Origin of the sequence: Halotalea alkalilenta, from assembly GCF_001648175.1 — a bacterium.
In the GTDB taxonomy this organism is placed as follows: Bacteria; Pseudomonadota; Gammaproteobacteria; order Pseudomonadales; family Halomonadaceae; genus Halotalea; species Halotalea alkalilenta_A.
Map to the genome: position 1 here is coordinate 2,963,974 of NZ_CP015243.1, position 17,540 is coordinate 2,981,513.

Annotated in this window: 18 protein-coding genes and 1 pseudogene; 14 read left to right on the plus strand and 5 right to left on the minus strand. The window is 62.9% G+C overall.

Translation table 11 applies throughout. From position 1 onward, the window contains the following. The first annotated feature begins 310 nt into the window (after window positions 1–310). Window positions 311–829, plus strand: coding sequence for an acyloxyacyl hydrolase (locus tag A5892_RS13265; RefSeq protein ID WP_064123210.1), 519 nt, complete (start codon window positions 311–313; stop codon window positions 827–829). 217 nt (window positions 830–1,046) lie between these two features. On the opposite strand, the gene A5892_RS13270 is transcribed toward A5892_RS13265, so the two are convergent. Then, window positions 1,047–1,967, minus strand: a complete 921-nt coding sequence (locus A5892_RS13270) for a LysR family transcriptional regulator (RefSeq protein ID WP_064123211.1) — start codon at window positions 1,965–1,967, stop codon at window positions 1,047–1,049. Window positions 1,968–2,070: 103 nt separating this feature from the next. Here A5892_RS13270 and A5892_RS13275 point away from each other — a divergent pair, with 103 nt between their 5' ends. The 6 genes and pseudogenes from A5892_RS13275 (at window position 2,071) to A5892_RS13305 (ending at window position 6,861) form a co-directional block, all read left to right on the plus strand. Then, window positions 2,071–2,697 carry an NADPH-dependent F420 reductase gene (locus A5892_RS13275; RefSeq protein ID WP_064123212.1) on the plus strand — a complete coding sequence of 209 codons (627 nt, stop codon included), beginning with the start codon at window positions 2,071–2,073 and terminating at the stop codon, window positions 2,695–2,697. A gap of 49 nt (window positions 2,698–2,746) precedes the next feature. Next, a complete protein-coding gene (locus A5892_RS13280) occupies window positions 2,747–3,742 on the plus strand; it encodes an alpha/beta fold hydrolase (protein ID WP_064123213.1) in 996 nt (331 codons plus the stop codon). Window positions 3,743–3,941: 199 nt separating this feature from the next. Further along, window positions 3,942–4,385, plus strand: a complete 444-nt coding sequence (locus A5892_RS20790; protein ID WP_223302668.1) for a tautomerase family protein — start codon at window positions 3,942–3,944, stop codon at window positions 4,383–4,385. Between the two features lie 56 nt (window positions 4,386–4,441). Then, a complete protein-coding gene (locus A5892_RS13290; protein ID WP_150123551.1) occupies window positions 4,442–4,750 on the plus strand; it encodes an MFS transporter in 309 nt (102 codons plus the stop codon). Between the two features lie 44 nt (window positions 4,751–4,794). After that, window positions 4,795–5,898, plus strand: a pseudogene (locus tag A5892_RS13300) (IS3 family transposase). Further along, window positions 5,899–6,861, plus strand: a complete 963-nt coding sequence (locus A5892_RS13305; RefSeq protein ID WP_064123215.1) for an MFS transporter — start codon at window positions 5,899–5,901, stop codon at window positions 6,859–6,861. Window positions 6,862–6,926: 65 nt separating this feature from the next. On the opposite strand, the gene A5892_RS13310 is transcribed toward A5892_RS13305, so the two are convergent. Further along, the gene (locus tag A5892_RS13310; protein ID WP_064124503.1) at window positions 6,927–7,847 is read right to left on the minus strand and encodes a LysR family transcriptional regulator; all 921 of its coding nucleotides are present in this window, start codon (window positions 7,845–7,847) and stop codon (window positions 6,927–6,929) included. 207 nt (window positions 7,848–8,054) lie between these two features. On the opposite strand from A5892_RS13310, the gene A5892_RS13315 reads away from it, so the two are divergent. The 3 genes from A5892_RS13315 to A5892_RS13325 all read left to right on the plus strand — a co-directional run bounded on the left by A5892_RS13315 (window position 8,055) and on the right by A5892_RS13325 (window position 11,251). Then, on the plus strand, window positions 8,055–8,411 hold the full coding sequence (locus A5892_RS13315; RefSeq protein ID WP_064123216.1) for a putative quinol monooxygenase: 357 nt from the start codon (window positions 8,055–8,057) through the stop codon (window positions 8,409–8,411). Window positions 8,412–8,492: 81 nt separating this feature from the next. Further along, on the plus strand, window positions 8,493–8,693 hold the full coding sequence (locus A5892_RS13320) for a tautomerase family protein (protein WP_027350471.1): 201 nt from the start codon (window positions 8,493–8,495) through the stop codon (window positions 8,691–8,693). Window positions 8,694–8,773: 80 nt separating this feature from the next. Further along, on the plus strand, window positions 8,774–11,251 hold the full coding sequence (locus tag A5892_RS13325) for a membrane-bound PQQ-dependent dehydrogenase, glucose/quinate/shikimate family (RefSeq protein ID WP_064123217.1): 2,478 nt from the start codon (window positions 8,774–8,776) through the stop codon (window positions 11,249–11,251). Window positions 11,252–11,386: 135 nt separating this feature from the next. Here the strand turns inward: A5892_RS13325 and A5892_RS13330 are convergent, their stop codons facing one another. Both A5892_RS13330 and A5892_RS13335 read right to left on the minus strand, forming a co-directional pair. Continuing rightward, window positions 11,387–12,325, minus strand: coding sequence for a LysR family transcriptional regulator (locus A5892_RS13330; RefSeq protein ID WP_064123218.1), 939 nt, complete (start codon window positions 12,323–12,325; stop codon window positions 11,387–11,389). A 340-nt stretch (window positions 12,326–12,665) separates the two neighbouring features. Further along, complete coding sequence (locus A5892_RS13335; protein WP_150123552.1) at window positions 12,666–12,887, minus strand: hypothetical protein; 222 nt, start codon at window positions 12,885–12,887, stop codon at window positions 12,666–12,668. A gap of 32 nt (window positions 12,888–12,919) precedes the next feature. Here A5892_RS13335 and A5892_RS13340 point away from each other — a divergent pair, with 32 nt between their 5' ends. The 4 genes from A5892_RS13340 (at window position 12,920) to gfa (ending at window position 16,620) form a co-directional block, all read left to right on the plus strand. Continuing rightward, window positions 12,920–14,371: an aldehyde dehydrogenase gene (locus A5892_RS13340; RefSeq protein ID WP_064123220.1), complete on the plus strand. Its 1,452-nt coding sequence runs from the start codon at window positions 12,920–12,922 to the stop codon at window positions 14,369–14,371. Between the two features lie 190 nt (window positions 14,372–14,561). Further along, window positions 14,562–14,837, plus strand: a complete 276-nt coding sequence (gene frmR, locus A5892_RS19890) for a formaldehyde-responsive transcriptional repressor FrmR (protein WP_082890458.1) — start codon at window positions 14,562–14,564, stop codon at window positions 14,835–14,837. Window positions 14,838–14,874: 37 nt separating this feature from the next. Beyond that, window positions 14,875–15,984: an S-(hydroxymethyl)glutathione dehydrogenase/class III alcohol dehydrogenase gene (locus A5892_RS13350; protein ID WP_064123222.1), complete on the plus strand. Its 1,110-nt coding sequence runs from the start codon at window positions 14,875–14,877 to the stop codon at window positions 15,982–15,984. A 132-nt stretch (window positions 15,985–16,116) separates the two neighbouring features. Continuing rightward, window positions 16,117–16,620: an S-(hydroxymethyl)glutathione synthase gene (gene gfa, locus A5892_RS13355; RefSeq protein ID WP_263281449.1), complete on the plus strand. Its 504-nt coding sequence runs from the start codon at window positions 16,117–16,119 to the stop codon at window positions 16,618–16,620. Window positions 16,621–16,716: 96 nt separating this feature from the next. Here gfa and A5892_RS13360 read toward each other — a convergent pair whose 3' ends face one another. After that, window positions 16,717–17,526, minus strand: a complete 810-nt coding sequence (locus A5892_RS13360; protein ID WP_064123223.1) for a TIM barrel protein — start codon at window positions 17,524–17,526, stop codon at window positions 16,717–16,719. Between the last annotated feature and the right edge of the window lie 14 nt (window positions 17,527–17,540).

The following is a 17,540-nucleotide window of genomic DNA, read 5'->3' on the forward strand; positions in this document are numbered from 1 at the left end:
AGCGTGTGGGAGAAGCCCCACCTTTGGGTCGTCCAGACGGGTGCGTGGTCACTCAGCGCCACCCAAGTCGCTGATGTCGATCTGCGGCGGCTGCGCGCACATCCCTCCTCCAGCGCTTCGTATACCCGCCAGAGCGGGCATATGAAGCGCTTTCGAGTCATCGATTCGACGCACGCTAGGCAGCTGCATAGATCAGCGCACGGGTCGCTGGCGCCAGCGCATCGCCTGGCGTGAAATTTTTGTTAGTACGCTAATAATTCCGTGCTAAATTCAGTGCGCTAAAACCAAGCACACGAGGAGTTGGTACCCTATGCACCCTGCATTTTCACTCGGCATCGCAGCCCTCGCCTGCTTGCCGTGGGTTTCGACGTTCGCCGGCAGCATGACTATCGCTCCCGGTATTACCGGACAGTCCGATGCGACCTTGCGCTTGGCATACGGCCGAGCGTGGGATAATCGCTGGCTGCAAAGCCAGCGAGGCGAGCTCAGCGGATACTGGGACCTGGGATTGACCTACTGGGAAGAGGGCGAGGCGGCACCTGACCGCTATTCGATATCCTTCAGCCCAGTGTTCGTCTACCGATTCAACGCCGATGGCTTCACGCCATTCATCGAAGCAGGCATCGGAGCCGCTGCATTCAGCGGCACTCAGGTCGGCGATCGAGACCTTGGATCACGCCTTGCATTCGAAGATCGTATCGGCGCCGGCGTCGAGTTCGCTGTTCATCACGTCATCGGGATACGCGCTATGCACTACTCGAATGCCGATCTAGCGCGCCCTAATCAAGGAATCGAGTCATACAGCCTGTATTATCGCTATTCGTTTTAAAAAATTCGTCCGAGATATTCAAGCCGAGCAACTCGATAACGCGCGACCCACTAAAATAAACAGACCAGTAAGGCCAGGTGGATGAACTGCAAGCCGAGGTTGGGCCGATGCTTGCAGCTCTTCCACTGCCCCCCATATTTCCCATACCGAGCAAGGGCGCATCGAGCGGCTGCGGCGCGGGCCTTACATCCTCTGAAATGAGGCCCGCGTGCTGGCGTCAGCGGACGGCTCCCGGGATATCGTGCGCGGTGAGCTCGGCGCCGAACGCGGAGACGGCGAAATCAAGAAAGCTCCTAAGCTTCGGAGTGAGGCGCCTGTCAGGGGCATAGAGCACATGCATCGGCCGCGTCGGTGCTTGGTACGCTGGCAGCAAACGTACCAGGCGGCCATCGGCCAGCGCGCTGCCGACCAGTTCCAGCGGCTGCAGCAGGATGCCCATGCCGGCAAGCGCAGCGCAAAGCAAGGGCTCACCATGGTCGACCATCAGCCGGGCAGGCACCGGCACGACGACACGCCCGTCCGGCCCGTCGAAAGACCAGTGGGTACGCAGCTCCGTATGGGCAAAGCCCAGGCAGTCGTGCTGTTGCAAGTCCCATGGCGTGAGCAAAGGCGGCCGGCCCTCGAGGTAGCTCGGCGCTGCGCACAGCGCCAGGCGATAGGGCGCCAGGGGTCGAGCGACCAGGCCGCTGTCGGACAGCTCTCCGACCCGGAAGACCACGTCGTACCCCTCATCGATCAAGTCCACCGCGCGATTGCTCAGGCTGAGCTCCACCTCCACTTGCGGGTAGCGCTGCATGTACTCGGGCAGGCGCTCGGCCAGCGTCCGCATGCCGAAGCTCACCGGTGCATTGATGCGCAACTTCCCCGTAGGCGAGGCGCGCGTCTCGGCCGCCATGCTCTCGGCCACTTCGACTTCCGCGAGGATGATCTTGGAGCGCTCGTAGAAGGCCTGGCCGAAGTCCGTCACGCTTTGGCGTCGCGTGGTGCGGTTGAGAAGACGCACGCCCAAGCGTTGTTCGATGAGCCGAACGTGCTTCCCCACCAGCTGCGGCGACATCTGCAGCGCCTCAGCGGCTGCGCTGAACGAGCCAAGATCCACGGCTTTGACGAAAACCGCCATGCTGGTCAATCGATCCATTGGAAACATTTCGTTTGTAATGACCAATCATTTTAGTCATTTACCAGTAATTGGATCAAATCTACTCTGAAGCTCTCGAACCACCCAACGCACGGGGTTTGCTATGAAGATCGCAGTGATCGGTACTGGCAACATCGGTGCGGCCTACGCGCGCGCACTGGCGCAAGCTAAATTCGATGTCGCGGTCGGCGATCGCGATCCGAGCAAGGCGGCGGCCCTGGCCCATGAGATCGGCCCAGAGGTGGAAGGCGGCGGTATCGTTGCCGCGTTCAAGCTCGCCGATACGGTGATCCTGGCGCTGCCGCATCAAGCCGTCGCCGCGGTGCTGGCCGAGGCCGGCGATCTGACCGGCAAGGTGCTGATCGATGTGAGCAATCCGGTCAGTGAGGACTTCAAGGACCTGGTGGTGGGCCTGACCACCTCGGCTGCGGAGCAGACCCAGGCTGCCGCCCCGACCGCGCGGGTGGTCAAGGCGTTCAACACGATCTTCGCCAACCTGATTCCGGCCGAGGCTCGCGAAGGCAGGCAGCTGCAAGTATTCGTCGCCGGCGACGATGCCGCCGCCACCGCGCAGGTGCGCGAACTGGCGCAAGCGCTGGGGTTCGTCGCGGTCGACGCCGGCCCGCTGCGCAACAGCCGTTTCCTCGAGCCGATCGGAATGATGAACATCCAGTTCGGCTTCTTCCTTGGCGCCGGCCCGACCACCGCACCGTCCTGGGCACATGCCTGAACCGTCATCAGGGCTCGCCTGCGCGCCCATCCCTTGCAGGACTAAAACCATGCTGCCACGACTGATACTCAGCCTGAGCCTTGCCCTGACCTCCACCTCCGCCCTCGCCGCACCGGCGCTGCAGGTGCTAGGCAAGGACTACACCTTCCCCAACCGGATCGAGGGGCTGCCGCAGAAGCTTTCGGATTTTCCCGGATTGCAGATCAACCGCTTCACTACCTCCGACGGCGTCGAGCTGGCCTACTGGGAGGCTGGCCAGGGCGAACCGCTGGTGTTCATCCCGGGCTGGTCGGCCAACGGCGCTGAGTACTTCAACGTGCTGTACCTGCTGAGCAAGGACTACCACGTCTACGTGCTCGACCCGCGCAACCAGGGGCTGTCCCAGCGCGTCGAGCATGGCGGTCGTATCGCGCGCTTCGCCATGGACCTGAAGGAGTTCGGCGACCACCTGGGCCTTAAGAAGGCCGACTACGCCGGCTGGTCGATGGGCGCTGCGGTGCTTTGGAGCTACATCGATCTGTTCGGGACCGATGACATCGGCAAGGCGGTATTCGTCGACGAGCCCATTTCGATCTACGCCCACGAGGACTGGAGCGAACAGGAGCGCCTGGACGCCGGAGGCACGACCACCTCTCCCGAGCGCATGGTCGCGGGCTTCACCCAGGGCGCGCCGCTCAACGCCCTGGTCACCGATCTGCTACCGATGCAGCGCTCGCAGGCGATGGATTCGCCCTACTACGCCAACTCCGAGGCGTTCGCCAACGCCTTCATCGAGAACGATCCTCAGGCGGTGGGTCGAGTGCTGTTCGACCACATCACCAATGACTGGCGCGACGTCATCGAGCACAAGATCGACGTGCCGGTGGCGATCTTCACCGGTGAGGTCAGCAACAACCTGCCCAGCCAACGATGGATGCAAAAGACCATTCCTGGCTCGAAACTCTTCGTCTACTCTGAGGCTGAACAGGGCGACCACTTCTTGATGTTCAAGAATCCAGTCAAGTTCACGACCGATCTGCGCACTTTCTTGAGTGAAGCGCCCTGAGATAAACGCAGCCGCCGGGAGGACATTGCCAGGGAAAACGATGCAGGCAATGGCACGCCTGTGCCTCCTGGCCTACCCATACCGAGCTCCGGCTCGAAAGCTTAAGCCACATCAAGGTGATCGTGACGGCAACTTCGATTGCCCTGCACGCACATCGCCCCCCGACCCCGCAGTACCACATCATCAGGAGAAATACGCCATGCCAGTCGTCCGTGTCAGTTGGTTCGAAGGCAAAGATGCGAAAGCCAAACAGGCCGTCGCCGCCGAAATCACCGAGAGCATCGTCAAGAACACAGGAACCGATCCCAACTACATCTACGTCATCTTCGAGGATGTCAAACCATCCGATTGGGCGGGCGGGCGCGGGCAAGCTGTTCGGCGAGGACCCCGAACCGGACTGATTTGGCGCCCTGAACGCGGCGCGCGCTCGAGCGCCGTGCCGCGCACGACCACCGCCGAACGGTGGCGATCGTGCGCGGCTTTGCCCTCCCCGTCAGACGACGGCCGGTCGAAGAAGCAGAGACTCCCCAGCTGCATTGCCACCCACCTGCGCTCGTGGGTACGGGCCGGTGCGCACCGCATGCCACGCCCGGCGGATGGAGCTGCCCTACTGCCCCCGCAGCGGTACTGCCAGCTCGGATGAATCCTCGAGGAAACAGGCGCTCGTTCGCCAATGGTCAAATCATGGGGTCTGGCAAGATGAATGAAGCGGTAACCGAGGCACAGAGTTCATTCGATGGAAAACGCTACGTCGCGGTCATATTCGCGCTGGCGATGGGTGGATTCGTCATCGGGCTCAGTGAATTCTCGATCATGGGACTGATGCCGAACGTCGCCAGCGACTTCGGCGTCACGGAACAATCCGTGGGCAATCTGATCAGTGCCTATGCGCTCGGCGTCGTGGTGGGCGCTCCGGCTTTTGCGATTCTCGGCGGACGTCTGAGACGCAAAACGATGTTGATGGCGCTGATGAGCGCGTACGCCCGACGTCCCCCCGCACTTGAGTAGCAGGCAGCTTTGGAGTCCAATCCCGAACGAGAAGGAGATTGGACGTGAAGAAGCGTTTCAGCGAAGAACAGATCATCGGCTTCCTGCGTGAGGCCGAGGCCGGCCTGCCGGTCAAGGAGCTGTGCCGCCGGCATGGCTTCAGCGAGGCGTCGTACTACCTGTGGCGCAGCAAGTTCGGCGGGATGAATGTTTCCGAAGCCAAGCGGCTCAAGGAACTCGAAGTCGAGAATGCGCGTCTGAAGAAGCTGCTGGCCGAGCAAGTCCTCGAGAACGAGGTGATCAAGGACGTACTGCGAAAAAAATGGTGAGCGCACCGGCCCGTCGTGAGCAGGTGCGCTACATGGTCGGAAAAGGACTCAGCGAGCGGCGCGCTTTGCGCGCGGTGGGCATGAGCGCCAGCGCACTGCGTTACACACCTCGTCCGGATCGCAATGTCGAACTGCGGGCGCAGATCCAGGCATTGGCGCATCGGCACAAGCGCTACGGCGTGGGCATGATCTATCTCAAGCTGCGGCAAGGCGGCCATACCGTGAATTACAAACGCGTGGAGCGGCTGTATCAGCACGCGAAGCTGCAGGTGCGGAGACGCAAGCGCAAGAAGGTGCCGGTGAGCGAGCGGCAACCGCTGATCCGTCCGGTTGCGGCCAATGAAGTGTGGTCGATGGACTTCATCTTCGACCGCACGGCCGACGGCCGCGTCATCAAGTGCCTGGTGATCGTGGACGACGCGAGCCACGAAGCTGTGGCGATCGAAGTCGAACGCGCGATTTCCGGGCACGGGGTCAGTCGTGTGCTCGACCGCCTGGCGCTAAGCCGTGGCCTGCCGAAGGTGGTCCGAACGGACAACGGCAAGGAGTTCTGCGGCAAGGCGATGGTGGCCTGGGCGCACGAGCGGGGCGTGATGCTGCGCTTGATCCAGCCGGGCAAGCCGAATCAAAACGCTTACGTCGAGTCCTTCAACGGGCGCCTGCGCGACGAATGCCTCAACGAACACTGGTTCCCGACGCTGCTGCATGCCCGAAGCGAGATCGAGCGCTGGCGGCGGGAATACAACGAGGAACGACCAAAGAAATCACTCGGCGGGCTGACGCCCGCCGCCCACGCAAAACAACTGGCAGAAGCTCAGCTACAGTAACCCCGGGCTCTAAATGGTCCCGCTACTGAAAGCGGGGGGACGTCGCGCCATCGCAAATCTCTTCAGCGGCCTGGCCAGCAGCTACCACTGGATGCTGGCCTTCAGGTTCATTTCCGGCCTCCCCCATGGCGCATTCTTCGGCGTGGCGGCCTTGGTCGCCGCATCGGTCGCCCGGCCTGGCCAGCGCGGTGCCGCCGTGGCACGGGTGATGATGGGAATCACGCTCGCGCTGCTGGTGGGAAACCCATTGGCGGTCAGCCTGGGGCAGACTCTGAGCTGGCGGTATGCATTCATCGCGGTCACGGTCGGCGCGTTGATCACCGTCGCCTTAGTGGCAGTGGCACTTCCAACCGACCGAAAGGAAAAGCCCACCCATCCGCTGACCGAACTGGGTGATTTCAACAGAGCGCCGGTCTGGCTCGCCCTGCTCGTCGGTGCGGTTGGCTTCGCGGGGATGTTTTGCGTGTTCAGCTACCTCGCACCGACGATGCTGAATACCACCCGGGTCTGCGCGAACTGGATCCCCTTCGGGGTGGCCGCGTTCGGCGTCGGCTCGCTGATCGGGGCGCAACTCGGAGGATGGCTTTTCGACAGGTTTCGCAGCCAAGCGGTCGCCATCAGCCTGCTTGGAGCGCTCGTCGTGCTGCTGATCTATCCCCTGGCCGCCACTTCGAGCCTGACCATCATCCCTGCCGTGGTGCTGTTGGGGACGATGGGGACCCTCGCTCCGATCATGCAGATCCACCTGATGGATGTGGCCAAAGGCGCCCAGACGCTGGCGGCGGCTTCCAACCAGGCGGCATTCAACGTTGCGAACGCGCTGGGCCCATGGGCTGGAGGCGTGGCCATCACCGCCGGACTGCCCTGGGAATCGACCGGCTTCGTCGGTGCCGCCCTGGCGCTGGCCGCGTTGATCATCTGGTGGCTGGCGCCACGCCGGATCAAGGAACATAGCCACCCAGACGGACAGGACTGATCCTGATCGCGCCCTGATGAACGTCTGCGGCCGCAGGCAAGGGGTCGCAGATAAGGCGCCGCGGCTCACGCCAAGGCGCCTCGCTGCGCATACTCCATGAGCCGATCGATCACATAGCGAATCCTCGGCGCGAGCGTCGCCTGCTGGACCCAGAGTATGTTCACGTCGACCATCACGCCTGAATACGCCTCGAGAACGGGTACGAGAAGTCCTCGCTCGATCTTGGGCCTGACCAGAGGAACGGGCATCTGGCACAGGCCGAACCCGGCCACGGCAGTCTTCACGATCGACTCCCCATCGCTCAACTGATAAGTGGCCGGCGGCGTGATCTGGGTGTCGTGCCCCCCTTCCCGCACGGTCCAATGCTGCGGGGGTCCATGGCTCGTCCCGACGATGCAGCGGTGTCCGTTGAGATCGGAAGGATTCATCGGGATACCGTGGGCTTTCAGATAGCTGGGAGATGCACAGATCACCCGCTCGAGGCTGGTCAATTTCCGCGCGATCAAATGACCGCTGTCCGGAATCTGGCCGAATCGGATCGCGAGGTCCGCCTCATCACGCATGAGATCGACGGTTGCATCGTTGAAGCTCATGGTCAGGGCCAGTTCCGGATGCGGCGCCGCTATCTCCAGCAGGATGGGCAACAGCACGCTCTTGCCGAAGGCCATAGGCATGTCGATGTACACCCGCCCCCGCAGCACCTCGTCGTAAGGCGTGATCTGCGCCTCCACCGCCGCGATCCCATCCAGCGCCGCCGAACATGCCCGGAAGTACGCCTCGCCGTCGTGCGTCAACTGAAGACGTCTCGTGGTCCGACGGATGAGTATCACCCCGAGGCGTCGTTCGAGGCGGCTGATGCTTTTCCCTACCGCCGACTTGGTAACCCCAAGGCGTTCAGCGGCCAAGGTGAAGCTGCCGGCCCGCACCACGGCAACGAACGCGCCGATGCCTGAAAGTGAATCCGGAACCGCCCATTGCCCAGTCATGCGCAAAAAACCGATAGTGGAATTTATGTCCACCAATTATAGACCAAACCCCCGTTTATCGACCTCTTGACAACAAATAGAATTGGAGAGTTTCGCCAAAGGGTGAGAACCCCCGAATGGGATCGGCACCCCGAACCTGGTTGGAGCCGAATCGAGCGCCGATTCGTCGTGCCTTCTTGCGCCCTTGATCAATCTGAGGAAACACCCATGAGCAAAAGCGTTTACATGGTATTCGAGCTGACGCCTAAACCCGGCCGGCTCGAGGAGTTCAAGCAAATGGTGGCCGAAGCCGTTATCGCCGCCCGGACCGAACCCACCACCCTGGCCTACGAATACAGCATCAACGCCGACGAAAGCGCCGTTCACATCTTCGAGCACTACCGCGACTCGGCGTCAATCGTATCCCACGTCGACGAGACGTTCGCTCCATTCGGCGAACGCTTCGCCTCGCTGGTCGATGTGACCCGCCTGACGGTATACGGCGAACCCGATGCCGCCGCCCGAGCCAGACTCGATGGATTCGGCGCGGTCTACTTCACACCTTTCCAAGGCTTCTTCCGCTAACGGCTGGTCGGAAATAGATCGATTTCACTGTGCCGAATCATCGTGACTCGGCACTTTCATCACCCAAGAGAGGGATTGGACATGCCTGTAGTACGCGTCAGTTGGTTCGAAGGCAAAGATGCGAAAGCCAAACAAGCCGTCGCTGCCGAAATCACCGAGAGCATCGTCAAGAACACCGGAACCGATCCGAACTACATCTACGTGATCTTCGAGGATGTCGCCCCTTCGGACTGGGCTGGTGCCGGAAAGCTCTTCGGCAACGATTCTTCGGACGGTAGCTGAGCGACCGTCACCGCTTTAGGAGGGATGTGCATTCTGCAAGTTGATCATGATCGGCGGTATCAATAATCAAGGGATCAAAAATGTCAGGGGAAAGAAATAAGAGTTCATCCGGTGCGTCGCGCAAGCGCTCGCAACCGGCTCTGCTCGTCTTTGGCGGCCTGCTGCTGTTGATCGGCATCGCGCTGGCTGCGGGCGGCATGCAATTGGTCATATTGGGCGGATCCTGGTACTACCTGATCGCCGGTGTGGCGATGGCGGTGTCCGGTCTCCTCTACCTGCGGCGCAAGCCCGCCGGCGCCTGGCTGTTCGCCTTGGTCTTCGTCGGCACCGTGCTGTGGGCGCTGTGGGAGGTCGGCCTGAGCTTCTGGCCGCTGGTACCACGTCTGGCACCGGTCCTGGTACTGGCGCTGATCGCCTCCCTGCTGCTGCCCACCTTGCTCGGCGGCAGCGGGCGCGGCGTGTCGCGCGGCCTTTCAGCCGCCCTGGTGCTAGTCCTCGTCGCTGGCGGCGCTGCCGTGTTCGTTCCCCACGGCGTGATCAGCAATGGCGGCATCGGTTCGCTGGCGAACAGCGGCGAGCCGGACGCTTCGGATCCGGCGGCATGGCAGTATTACGGCCGCACGCCGAACGGCACCCGCTTCGTGCCCGAGACGCAGATCAACCGTGACAACGTCGACGGCCTGGAAGTCGCCTGGACCTTCCGCACGGGCGATCCCGCCAATCCCTTCTCGGAAAACCAGAACACGCCGATCCAGATCGACGACACCCTCTACCTGTGCACACCGATGAACAAGGTGTTCGCACTGGACGCGGATACCGGCGAAGAAAAATGGAGCTATGATCCACAGGCGCCGGACACTCATACGTGGAACCGCTGTCGCGGCGTGGGCTACTACGAGCCGGGCGCGGTCACCCACTCCCTGCTGGAGAGCGCGGACACCGATATCGTCGATGACGCCGCGACACCATCGCTTTTGCAGACGGCCGCTACGCAGCCGGCAGCGGCTAACACCTGCCGCCGTCGCATCGTGCTGACTACGATCGATGCGCGCCTGATCGAGCTGGACGCCGACACCGGCGAACTGTGCGAAGACTTCGGCCAGGGCGGCACGGTCGATCTCAAGGTCGGCATGGGAGAGATCAAGCCTGCCTACTACTTCCCTACCTCGATGCCTACCGTGGTCCAGGACCTGGTGATCGTCGGCGGCTGGGTGTTCGACGGCCGTTCGGTCGACGAGCCATCCGGCGTGGTCCGCGCCTTCAATGCGAACTCCGGCGAACTGGTCTGGGCCTGGGACCTCGGCAACCCGGCGATCACCAAGCTGCCGCCCGAGGGAGACACCTACACCCGTGCGACACCGAACGTGTGGTCCACACCAGCCTTCGATGAAGCACTGGGCCTGATCTACCTGCCCACCGGTAACCAGCAGCCGGACTTCTGGGGTGCCCATCGCTCTCCAGCGGCCGATGAGTTCTCGTCTTCCATCGTTGCCCTGGAGCTTGCCACCGGTCGCGTGCGCTGGAAGTTCCAGACCGCGCATCACGACCTCTGGGACTATGACGTGCCCGCACAGCCGGCGCTCTACGACCTGCCCGATGGTAAGGGTGGCACCGTACCGGCGCTGATCCAGGTGACCAAACGCGGGCAGATCTTCATGCTCGACCGGCGCGATGGCTCGCCGCTGGCCGAGGTCGAGGAAAGGCCGGTACCGCAGGAGCACCAGGAAGGCGACTGGGTCAGTGCGACGCAGCCATATTCGGTGGGCATGCCGTCCATCGGCACCGAGCCGCTGACCGAGCAGGCGATGTGGGGTGCCACCGTCTTCGATCAACTCGCCTGTCGCATCGCTTTCCGCAAGCTGCGCTACGAGGGCGAATTCACCGCGCCGACCACTGAGCCCAGCCTGCTGTATCCGGGCTACTATGGCGGGATGAACTGGGGCAGCGTCTCGATCAACGAGAACGAAGGCTACATGTTCATCAACGACATCCGTATGCCTCAGATCGTCAAGCTGATCCCGCGCGAAGGACTGGACGAGTCCCAGATGCCTGCCGGCCATGGCGTCGGTAGCGTCTACCCGATGGAGGGAACTCCCTTCGTGGTCGACCATGCGTCGCTCTCCTCGCCGCTCGGCATTCCCTGCCATGCGCCGCCCTGGGGAACCTTCTCGATGATCGACCTCAAGACGCGTACGCTGGTCTGGCAGCGGCCGGCCGGCACGGTCGAGGACGCGGTGGTGAACGGCGTCAAGGCGAGCGTGCCTGTTCCGCTCGGCATGCCGACCCTGGGAGGCGCGGTGAACACGGCCTCAGGCCTAGTGTTCTATGCCGGCACCCAGGACTACTACCTGCGAGCGTTGGACATCGAAACCGGCGAGGAACTGTGGAAAGGCCGGCTGCCGGTCGGTGCACAGGCCACGCCGATGACCTACGTCTCGCCGGCGAGCGGCCGCCAGTACGTGGTCGTTTCGGCCGGCGGCGCGCGGCAGTCACCGGATCGCGGCGACTACGTCATCGCTTACGCACTGCCGGCTGACGCCGAAAACGCCACTCCCTGACCGACCCGACGAGGTCACCGGAGATCAAACCTGGGGCGCCGAAAGGCGCCCCAGCTCGTTTTCGAGCTCGGCAACGACAGCTGATTCTCGCCACCTGAGCCAATGGTGCACACGCACTACCGCGGCACGGCGGGATCAGTCCAGCGCCGTATCGGTGCGAAGTCGCAGCTCTTTGGGAATCGGGTGCCCACACTCAGTGAGGAACTGGGCGAGCGCGAAGTAGAGGGCGCGAAGTTCAGACGTGGCGTCGTCCTCGCGGTGACAGAAGATGATCGGCGAAGTGATGTGCTCGACCAAGGGCCGATAGGAAACGCCAGGCGAAGTCACCAGGCGCGCGGACGCGGGCACGATCGACACACCCGTACCCGCGGCGATGAGGATCAAGGCGGTGTCGTACTGGTCGATCTCGATGGTCCGCGACAGCGAGACCCCACGACTTTCGAACTGCGCCAGCACGTGATCGGCCAGGCTGGGGCGTGGGTTGTTGGCATAGACGATGAAGGGCTCGTCTTTCAGCGCCACCAGCGGCATCGCCTCCTCCAGCGTCGCCAGCGGATGGTCGTTCGGCAATGCGACCACCATGGGCTCTTCGCGCAGCACGATGCGCCGGATGCCTTCGGCAGGCACTTCGACCCGACTGATACCCGCATCGATCCGCCCAGTGCGCAGGGCATCCACTTGCTCCAGGCTGTTCAGCTCAAGGATCCGTGCTTCGACGCCAGGCAGCACACGCCGATACTCGCGGATGATGCTGGCCAGGCTGCTGTGGAAGTTGGCGGGCACCACACCGAAGTTGAACACCGGCCGCTCATCGCTCAGCAAACGGCGCATGCTGGTCACCATCGCCTCGGTCTTCTGCAGCACTTGTACCGCCTGGTCGTAGAGCAACCGCCCGGCCGGGGTCAGCACCAGCGGTCGTGAGTCCCGGTCGAGGAGCGGCGCACCAACCTCGGCTTCAAGTTCCTGGACGCGCTGGCTCAACGGGGGCTGCGCCATGCGCAACTCCTCGGCTGCACGCGTGAAGCTGCCAAGGCGCGCCACCGTGACGAAATAGCGAAGTCGTTTGAGGTCCATTTTCATATCGATAAACGTATAATGAACGCCGATCCGCCCTACCCGCACGAGTGGCACGACGCTTTTCATATCAAATCGATATGAACCTTATCAAAACGGTGGTTCTTCTACCAACCGCTCGTCTTTATACTACCTGGTCGCATCTCGCCAGAACGCGCGCAAAGCGCTCATCTCCGAAGGGGTCTATCCAGATGGCACCACAGACCAATCGACGGCTGCCCATTATCGCCGCGCTGCTCCAGGTACCGCTCCAAGGACTAGGTTCCGCAGGCGCGGCGCTCGAGGCAGCCCAATCATCGCGGCGAAGGTGAACCTCGGCCATCCTGCGCCAGCGCTTTAATCAAGCAAGAATCGAGCGATCGAACATCATCAGCAGCTGGACCCGATCCAGCTTTGCGACCAACGCCTGGATATCCGCGACATCGTCGGCGCCGTTCGCCCGATGGCCAAGGTCCATCGTTTCGAAAAAACGCCTCGCGCCATGGACCGAAGCGGCAGCGACATCACGATCGAACTCATCCAGCGCTTCGCCGATGCCGCCTGAGCGCAACCCAATGGCCACAATTCCATCCACCACTGTGCAAAGAGAAATTCATGCAAACCGAACTCATCATCGACAACCTCTCTCGTCCAGCCGAACACGGTGCCACCTTCGAACGGCGTCATGCGCTCACCCAGGAACTGGTGACCACCGCCGCCGCCGCCTCTGTCAACGATGCGCTCGCGGCGGCCGAATCCGCGGCCAAGGCGTTTGCATCCTGGTCGGCCACCGGCCCGACCACGCGGCGTACCTTGCTGCTCAAGGCGGCCGATCTGCTCGAACAGAAGCTGCCGGAGTTCTGCGAGGTCATGGCGGCTGAAGTCGGCGCTCCGGAACTATGGGCCAGATTCAACGTGCTGGGCTCCGCCGCGCTGTTCCGCGAGGCCGCCGCCCTGGCGACGCAGATCCAGGGTGAAACCCTGCCCACCGACAAGCCCGGCTCGCTGTCGCTCACCGTCCGCCAGGCGGCCGGCGTGGTGCTGAGCATCGTGCCGTGGAACGGGCCGGTGCTGCTCGGCGCGCGCGCCATCGCCTACCCGCTGGTCTGCGGCAACCCGGTGATCCTCAAGGCCTCGGAGAACAGCCCGCGCACTCATGCGCTGCTGGCCTCCTGCCTGTACGAGGCCGGTCTGCCGGCCGGCGTGCTGAACTTCCTGACCACCTCGCCCGAAGGCTCGGCGGGGGTGACCGAAGCGCTGATCGCCCATCCAGCCGTGCGCCGGATCAATTTCACCGGCTCGACCCGCGTAGGCCGCATCATCGCCGAGACTTCGGCCCGCCATTTGAAGCGCTGCCTGCTCGAACTGGGTGGCAAGGCGCCGTTCGTGGTGCTGGATGATGCCGACCTGGACGGCGCGGTGAATGCAGCGATGTTCGGTGCATTCCTGTACCAGGGCCAGATTTGCATGTCCACCGAGCGTTTCGTGGTCGATGAAAAGGTCGCCGACGCCTTCGTCGAACGCTTTGCCGCACGCGCCAGGGACCTGAAAGTGGGCGATCTGACCAATCCCAACCAGTACGCGCTTGGCCCGATGGTCAGCTCGGCCTCGGGCGAACGGCTCAATCACATGCTCCAGGATGCGGTGGACAAAGGCGCCAAGATCGTCGCCGGCGGCAACGCCCGCGGCGCGGCGATGGATGCCACCATCGTCGACCACGTCGAGCCCGGCGTGATCATCTATGGAGAGGAGACCTTCGGCCCGGTCACCACCATCGTGAGGGTGCGCGATACCGAAGAGGCCGTGCGCGTGGCCAACGACTCCGAGTACGGTTTGTCGGCGGCGGTATTCGGCAACAACCTCACCCGCGCCATCTCCGTGGCCTCGCGTATCCAGGCGGGCTGTGTGCACGTCAACGGTGCCACGGTGCAAAACGAAGCGCAGGCGCCCTACGGCGGGATGAAGAACAGCGGCTATGGGCGCTTCGACGGCCGTGCGGTCATCGACGAGTTCACCGAGATCAAGTGGATCACGCTCGAGGATCCTACCCAGCCTTATCCGTTCTGAGCGACGCCACCTGCGTCAAGTGCCACCGCTTGCCCATCACCGATGGGCAAGCGGTTTTTTTTGCCGTGTCCACTGCTCCGGCGCCGAACGCCCCGAGCCGCAGCCCGCTCTTCGTTCGGATCGGGAGGTTGATCCACATACCCCCCGGGAGTATCATCGGATACTCCCCTACAGTATTCAGGAGCACCCCATGCCAAGCACCGCGCAAGAGAAGCGACGTGTACTGGCTCGCGTGCGCCGCGTGCGCGGTCAGCTAGATTCACTAGAGCGTGCGCTGGAGGAAGGGGCCGAATGCGGCCCGGTGCTCCAGCAAATCGCAGCCGTGCGCGGTGCAATCAATGGGTTGATGGCCGGCGTGCTGGAGAGCCATCTGCGAGAAGAGTTCGGTCATCTCATAGAGCCCAACGTAGCTCAGCAGAAGTCCATCGACGATGTCGTTTCCCTGGTGCGCTCCTATCTTCGTTGACGCGCCATCAGTTATTTCTTCCATAAGAGGGCCTACCATGAAATCTCGCGCCGCCGTTGCATTCGAAGCTGGCAAGCCGTTGGAAATCGTCGAGATCGACGTTGCCCCGCCGCAGAAGGGCGAGGTGCTGATCAAGGTCACCCATACCGGCGTTTGCCACACCGACGCCTTCACCCTATCCGGCGATGACCCCGAGGGCGTATTCCCCGCCGTACTGGGCCATGAAGGCGCAGGCGTAGTGGTCGAGGTCGGCGAGGGTGTCACCAGCGTCAAACCCGGCGACCACGTCATCCCCCTCTACACCGCCGAATGCGGCGAGTGTCTGTTCTGCAAATCAGGCAAGACCAATCTTTGCGTGGCCGTGCGCGCCACCCAAGGCAAGGGACTGATGCCGGACGGCACCACCCGGTTTTCCTATAACGGACAACCCATCTACCACTACATGGGCTGCTCCACCTTCAGCGAATACACCGTCGTCGCCGAGGTCTCGCTGGCCAAGATCAGCCCCGAGGCCAACCCTGAGCATGTCTGCCTGCTGGGCTGCGGCGTGACCACCGGCATCGGCGCGGTGCACAACACCGCCAAGGTGCAAGAGGGTGACTCGGTCGCCGTATTCGGCCTGGGCGGCATCGGCCTGGCAGTCATCCAGGGCGCGCGCCAAGCCAAGGCCGGGCGCATCATCGCCGTCGACACCAATCCGTCGAAGTTCGACCTCGCCCGTAGCTTCGGTGCAACCGATTGCATCAATCCCAAGGACTTCGACAAGCCGATCCAGGAAGTCATCGTCGAGATGACCGGCTGGGGCGTCGATCACTCCTTCGAGTGCATTGGTAACGTCAACGTGATGCGCGCCGCGCTCGAATGCGCCCATCGCGGCTGGGGTCAGTCGGTAGTGATCGGTGTAGCCGGCGCCGGCCAGGAAATCAGCACCCGCCCGTTCCAGCTCGTCACCGGCCGCCGCTGGCTCGGCTCGGCCTTCGGCGGCGTCAAAGGCCGCAGCCAGCTGCCGGGCATGGTCGAGGATGCGATGAAAGGCGAGATCGACCTCGCTCCCTTCGTCACCCACACCATGCCGCTGGAGCAGATCAACGAAGCCTTCGAGCTGATGCACGCAGGCAAATCGATCCGCACCGTCGTCCACTACTAAGAAGTCATCGCTCGTCCATGGCGCGGTATACACCGCGCCCTACCACCGGGACATCATCATGAATTCGATCAGCATCCACCCCACCGTGGACAAAGGCATTGCACCCGAACAGCAGGGCTTCGCGGGGGGCTCCTGCAATGCCTCTGCGAGAGCGACAAGGTCGAGGTCAAAATCGAGTCCCAGACCCAGCATAACCACGCCTGCGGCTGCACCAAGTGCTGGAAACCACAAGGCGCGCTGTTCGCCGTGATCGCCGTCGCACCGCGCGACAAGGTCAGCGTCGTCGCCCACGGCGAGAAGCTCGAGATCGTCGATGAAAGCGCCACCATCCAGCGCCACGCCTGCCGTGAGTGCGGCGTGCACCTGTTCGGTCGTATCGAAAACAAAGACCACGCCTTCTATGGCCTGGACTTCGTCCATACCGAGCTGTCACCGCAAACCGGCTGGGCGGCACCGGGCTTCGCCGCCTTCGTGTCGTCTTTGATCGAAGGCGGTACACCACCGTCGCACATGTCTGCGATCCGCGAGCATTTGCAGCAGCTGGGCCTTGCGCCCTACGACAGCCTCTCGCCCGCGCTGATGGATGCGCTGGCTACCCATGCGGCCAAGCAAAAAGGCACCTACCGCGAAGCATGAACCAAGCAAACCATTCGTCCGGGAATACCCCGGACGAATGGTCTGTGGCGACAGGCGGCATCGCGCAAGCGCTCGCCTAGCGTCGGTGCACCAGCTTCAATGACTGCCTATGGATGCGGTCCACCCCGGATGCGCCTCCAAGCGCTGGTCGATGGCACGCATCGCCGCCAGGCTGCGGCGAAGCTTCAAGTAGATATCACCGCCATAGTCCCAGCCCAAGACCCCTATGCTGCCGCTGTAGCCAATCCGGTCCAGGGCCGCGACGACCGTGAAGTTATCGAGTTCGCCCCGATCCGGCGGCTCCATGGTCGCCACTTGCCCCCACCCCAGCGGCGACATCGCGCTGCCCGACAGCACCACCTGCATCAACCACGGCTCGATCGCGGCCAGACGCTCTTCGAGGCGCCCTTCCTGGCTTGCGAACCAGTGATAGCCATTGAACGAAGCGCCCAGGCGCGGGTGGTCGAAATGCTCGCACAGGCGCACGACCTGCGAGGTGGTCTGGGTAACGTGGTGCAGGTGTGGATACAGCGCGATACGCAGGCCACGCCGCTCGGCGATCGGTAGCAGCGATTCGATCATGCGCATGATCGCCCCGGAACCGTTGATCGAGGTCTGCACCGCCAGCTCGATCAGCTCCACGCCGTCTACGCGCTCGACGATACGGCGCAGCAGTGCATCATTGCGGCCTTCGTGCAGTACCAGGTACAACGCAGCCACATCCAGGCCGTGGCGCTGCTTGACCGTGGGCAGAAGCGAAAGATCGGTGAGCGGCTGTCCGCTCCAGGCCGAGACGGTGATGCCGTCGTAGCCGAGCTCGGCGAGCATTTCGCACTGCGACTGGAAGGCATAGACGCCCATGGAGCTATAGAAGAACGAATCCAGTGCGTGAATGGGATGAGCCATGACCATCGTTCCTC

Excerpts from the sequence above, each read along its gene's own strand:
- A5892_RS13270 (WP_064123211.1), bottom strand. The coding sequence starts at position 1,967 with ATGGATCGATTGACCAGCATGGCGGTTTTCGTCAAAGCCGTGGATCTT.
- A5892_RS20790 (WP_223302668.1), top strand. The coding sequence starts at position 3,942 with ATGCCAGTCGTCCGTGTCAGTTGGTTCGAAGGCAAAGATGCGAAAGCC.
- A5892_RS13350 (WP_064123222.1), top strand. The coding sequence starts at position 14,875 with ATGAAATCTCGCGCCGCCGTTGCATTCGAAGCTGGCAAGCCGTTGGAA.
- A5892_RS13290 (WP_150123551.1), top strand. The coding sequence starts at position 4,442 with ATGAATGAAGCGGTAACCGAGGCACAGAGTTCATTCGATGGAAAACGC.
- A5892_RS13275 (WP_064123212.1), top strand. The coding sequence starts at position 2,071 with ATGAAGATCGCAGTGATCGGTACTGGCAACATCGGTGCGGCCTACGCG.
- frmR (WP_082890458.1), top strand. The coding sequence starts at position 14,562 with ATGCCAAGCACCGCGCAAGAGAAGCGACGTGTACTGGCTCGCGTGCGC.
- A5892_RS13265 (WP_064123210.1), top strand. The coding sequence starts at position 311 with ATGCACCCTGCATTTTCACTCGGCATCGCAGCCCTCGCCTGCTTGCCG.
- A5892_RS13325 (WP_064123217.1), top strand. The coding sequence starts at position 8,774 with ATGTCAGGGGAAAGAAATAAGAGTTCATCCGGTGCGTCGCGCAAGCGC.
- A5892_RS13280 (WP_064123213.1), top strand. The coding sequence starts at position 2,747 with ATGCTGCCACGACTGATACTCAGCCTGAGCCTTGCCCTGACCTCCACC.
- A5892_RS13330 (WP_064123218.1), bottom strand. The coding sequence starts at position 12,325 with ATGGACCTCAAACGACTTCGCTATTTCGTCACGGTGGCGCGCCTTGGC.
- A5892_RS13305 (WP_064123215.1), top strand. The coding sequence starts at position 5,899 with ATGGTCCCGCTACTGAAAGCGGGGGGACGTCGCGCCATCGCAAATCTC.
- A5892_RS13320 (WP_027350471.1), top strand. The coding sequence starts at position 8,493 with ATGCCTGTAGTACGCGTCAGTTGGTTCGAAGGCAAAGATGCGAAAGCC.
- A5892_RS13340 (WP_064123220.1), top strand. The coding sequence starts at position 12,920 with ATGCAAACCGAACTCATCATCGACAACCTCTCTCGTCCAGCCGAACAC.
- A5892_RS13310 (WP_064124503.1), bottom strand. The coding sequence starts at position 7,847 with ATGACTGGGCAATGGGCGGTTCCGGATTCACTTTCAGGCATCGGCGCG.
- A5892_RS13360 (WP_064123223.1), bottom strand. The coding sequence starts at position 17,526 with ATGGCTCATCCCATTCACGCACTGGATTCGTTCTTCTATAGCTCCATG.
- A5892_RS13315 (WP_064123216.1), top strand. The coding sequence starts at position 8,055 with ATGAGCAAAAGCGTTTACATGGTATTCGAGCTGACGCCTAAACCCGGC.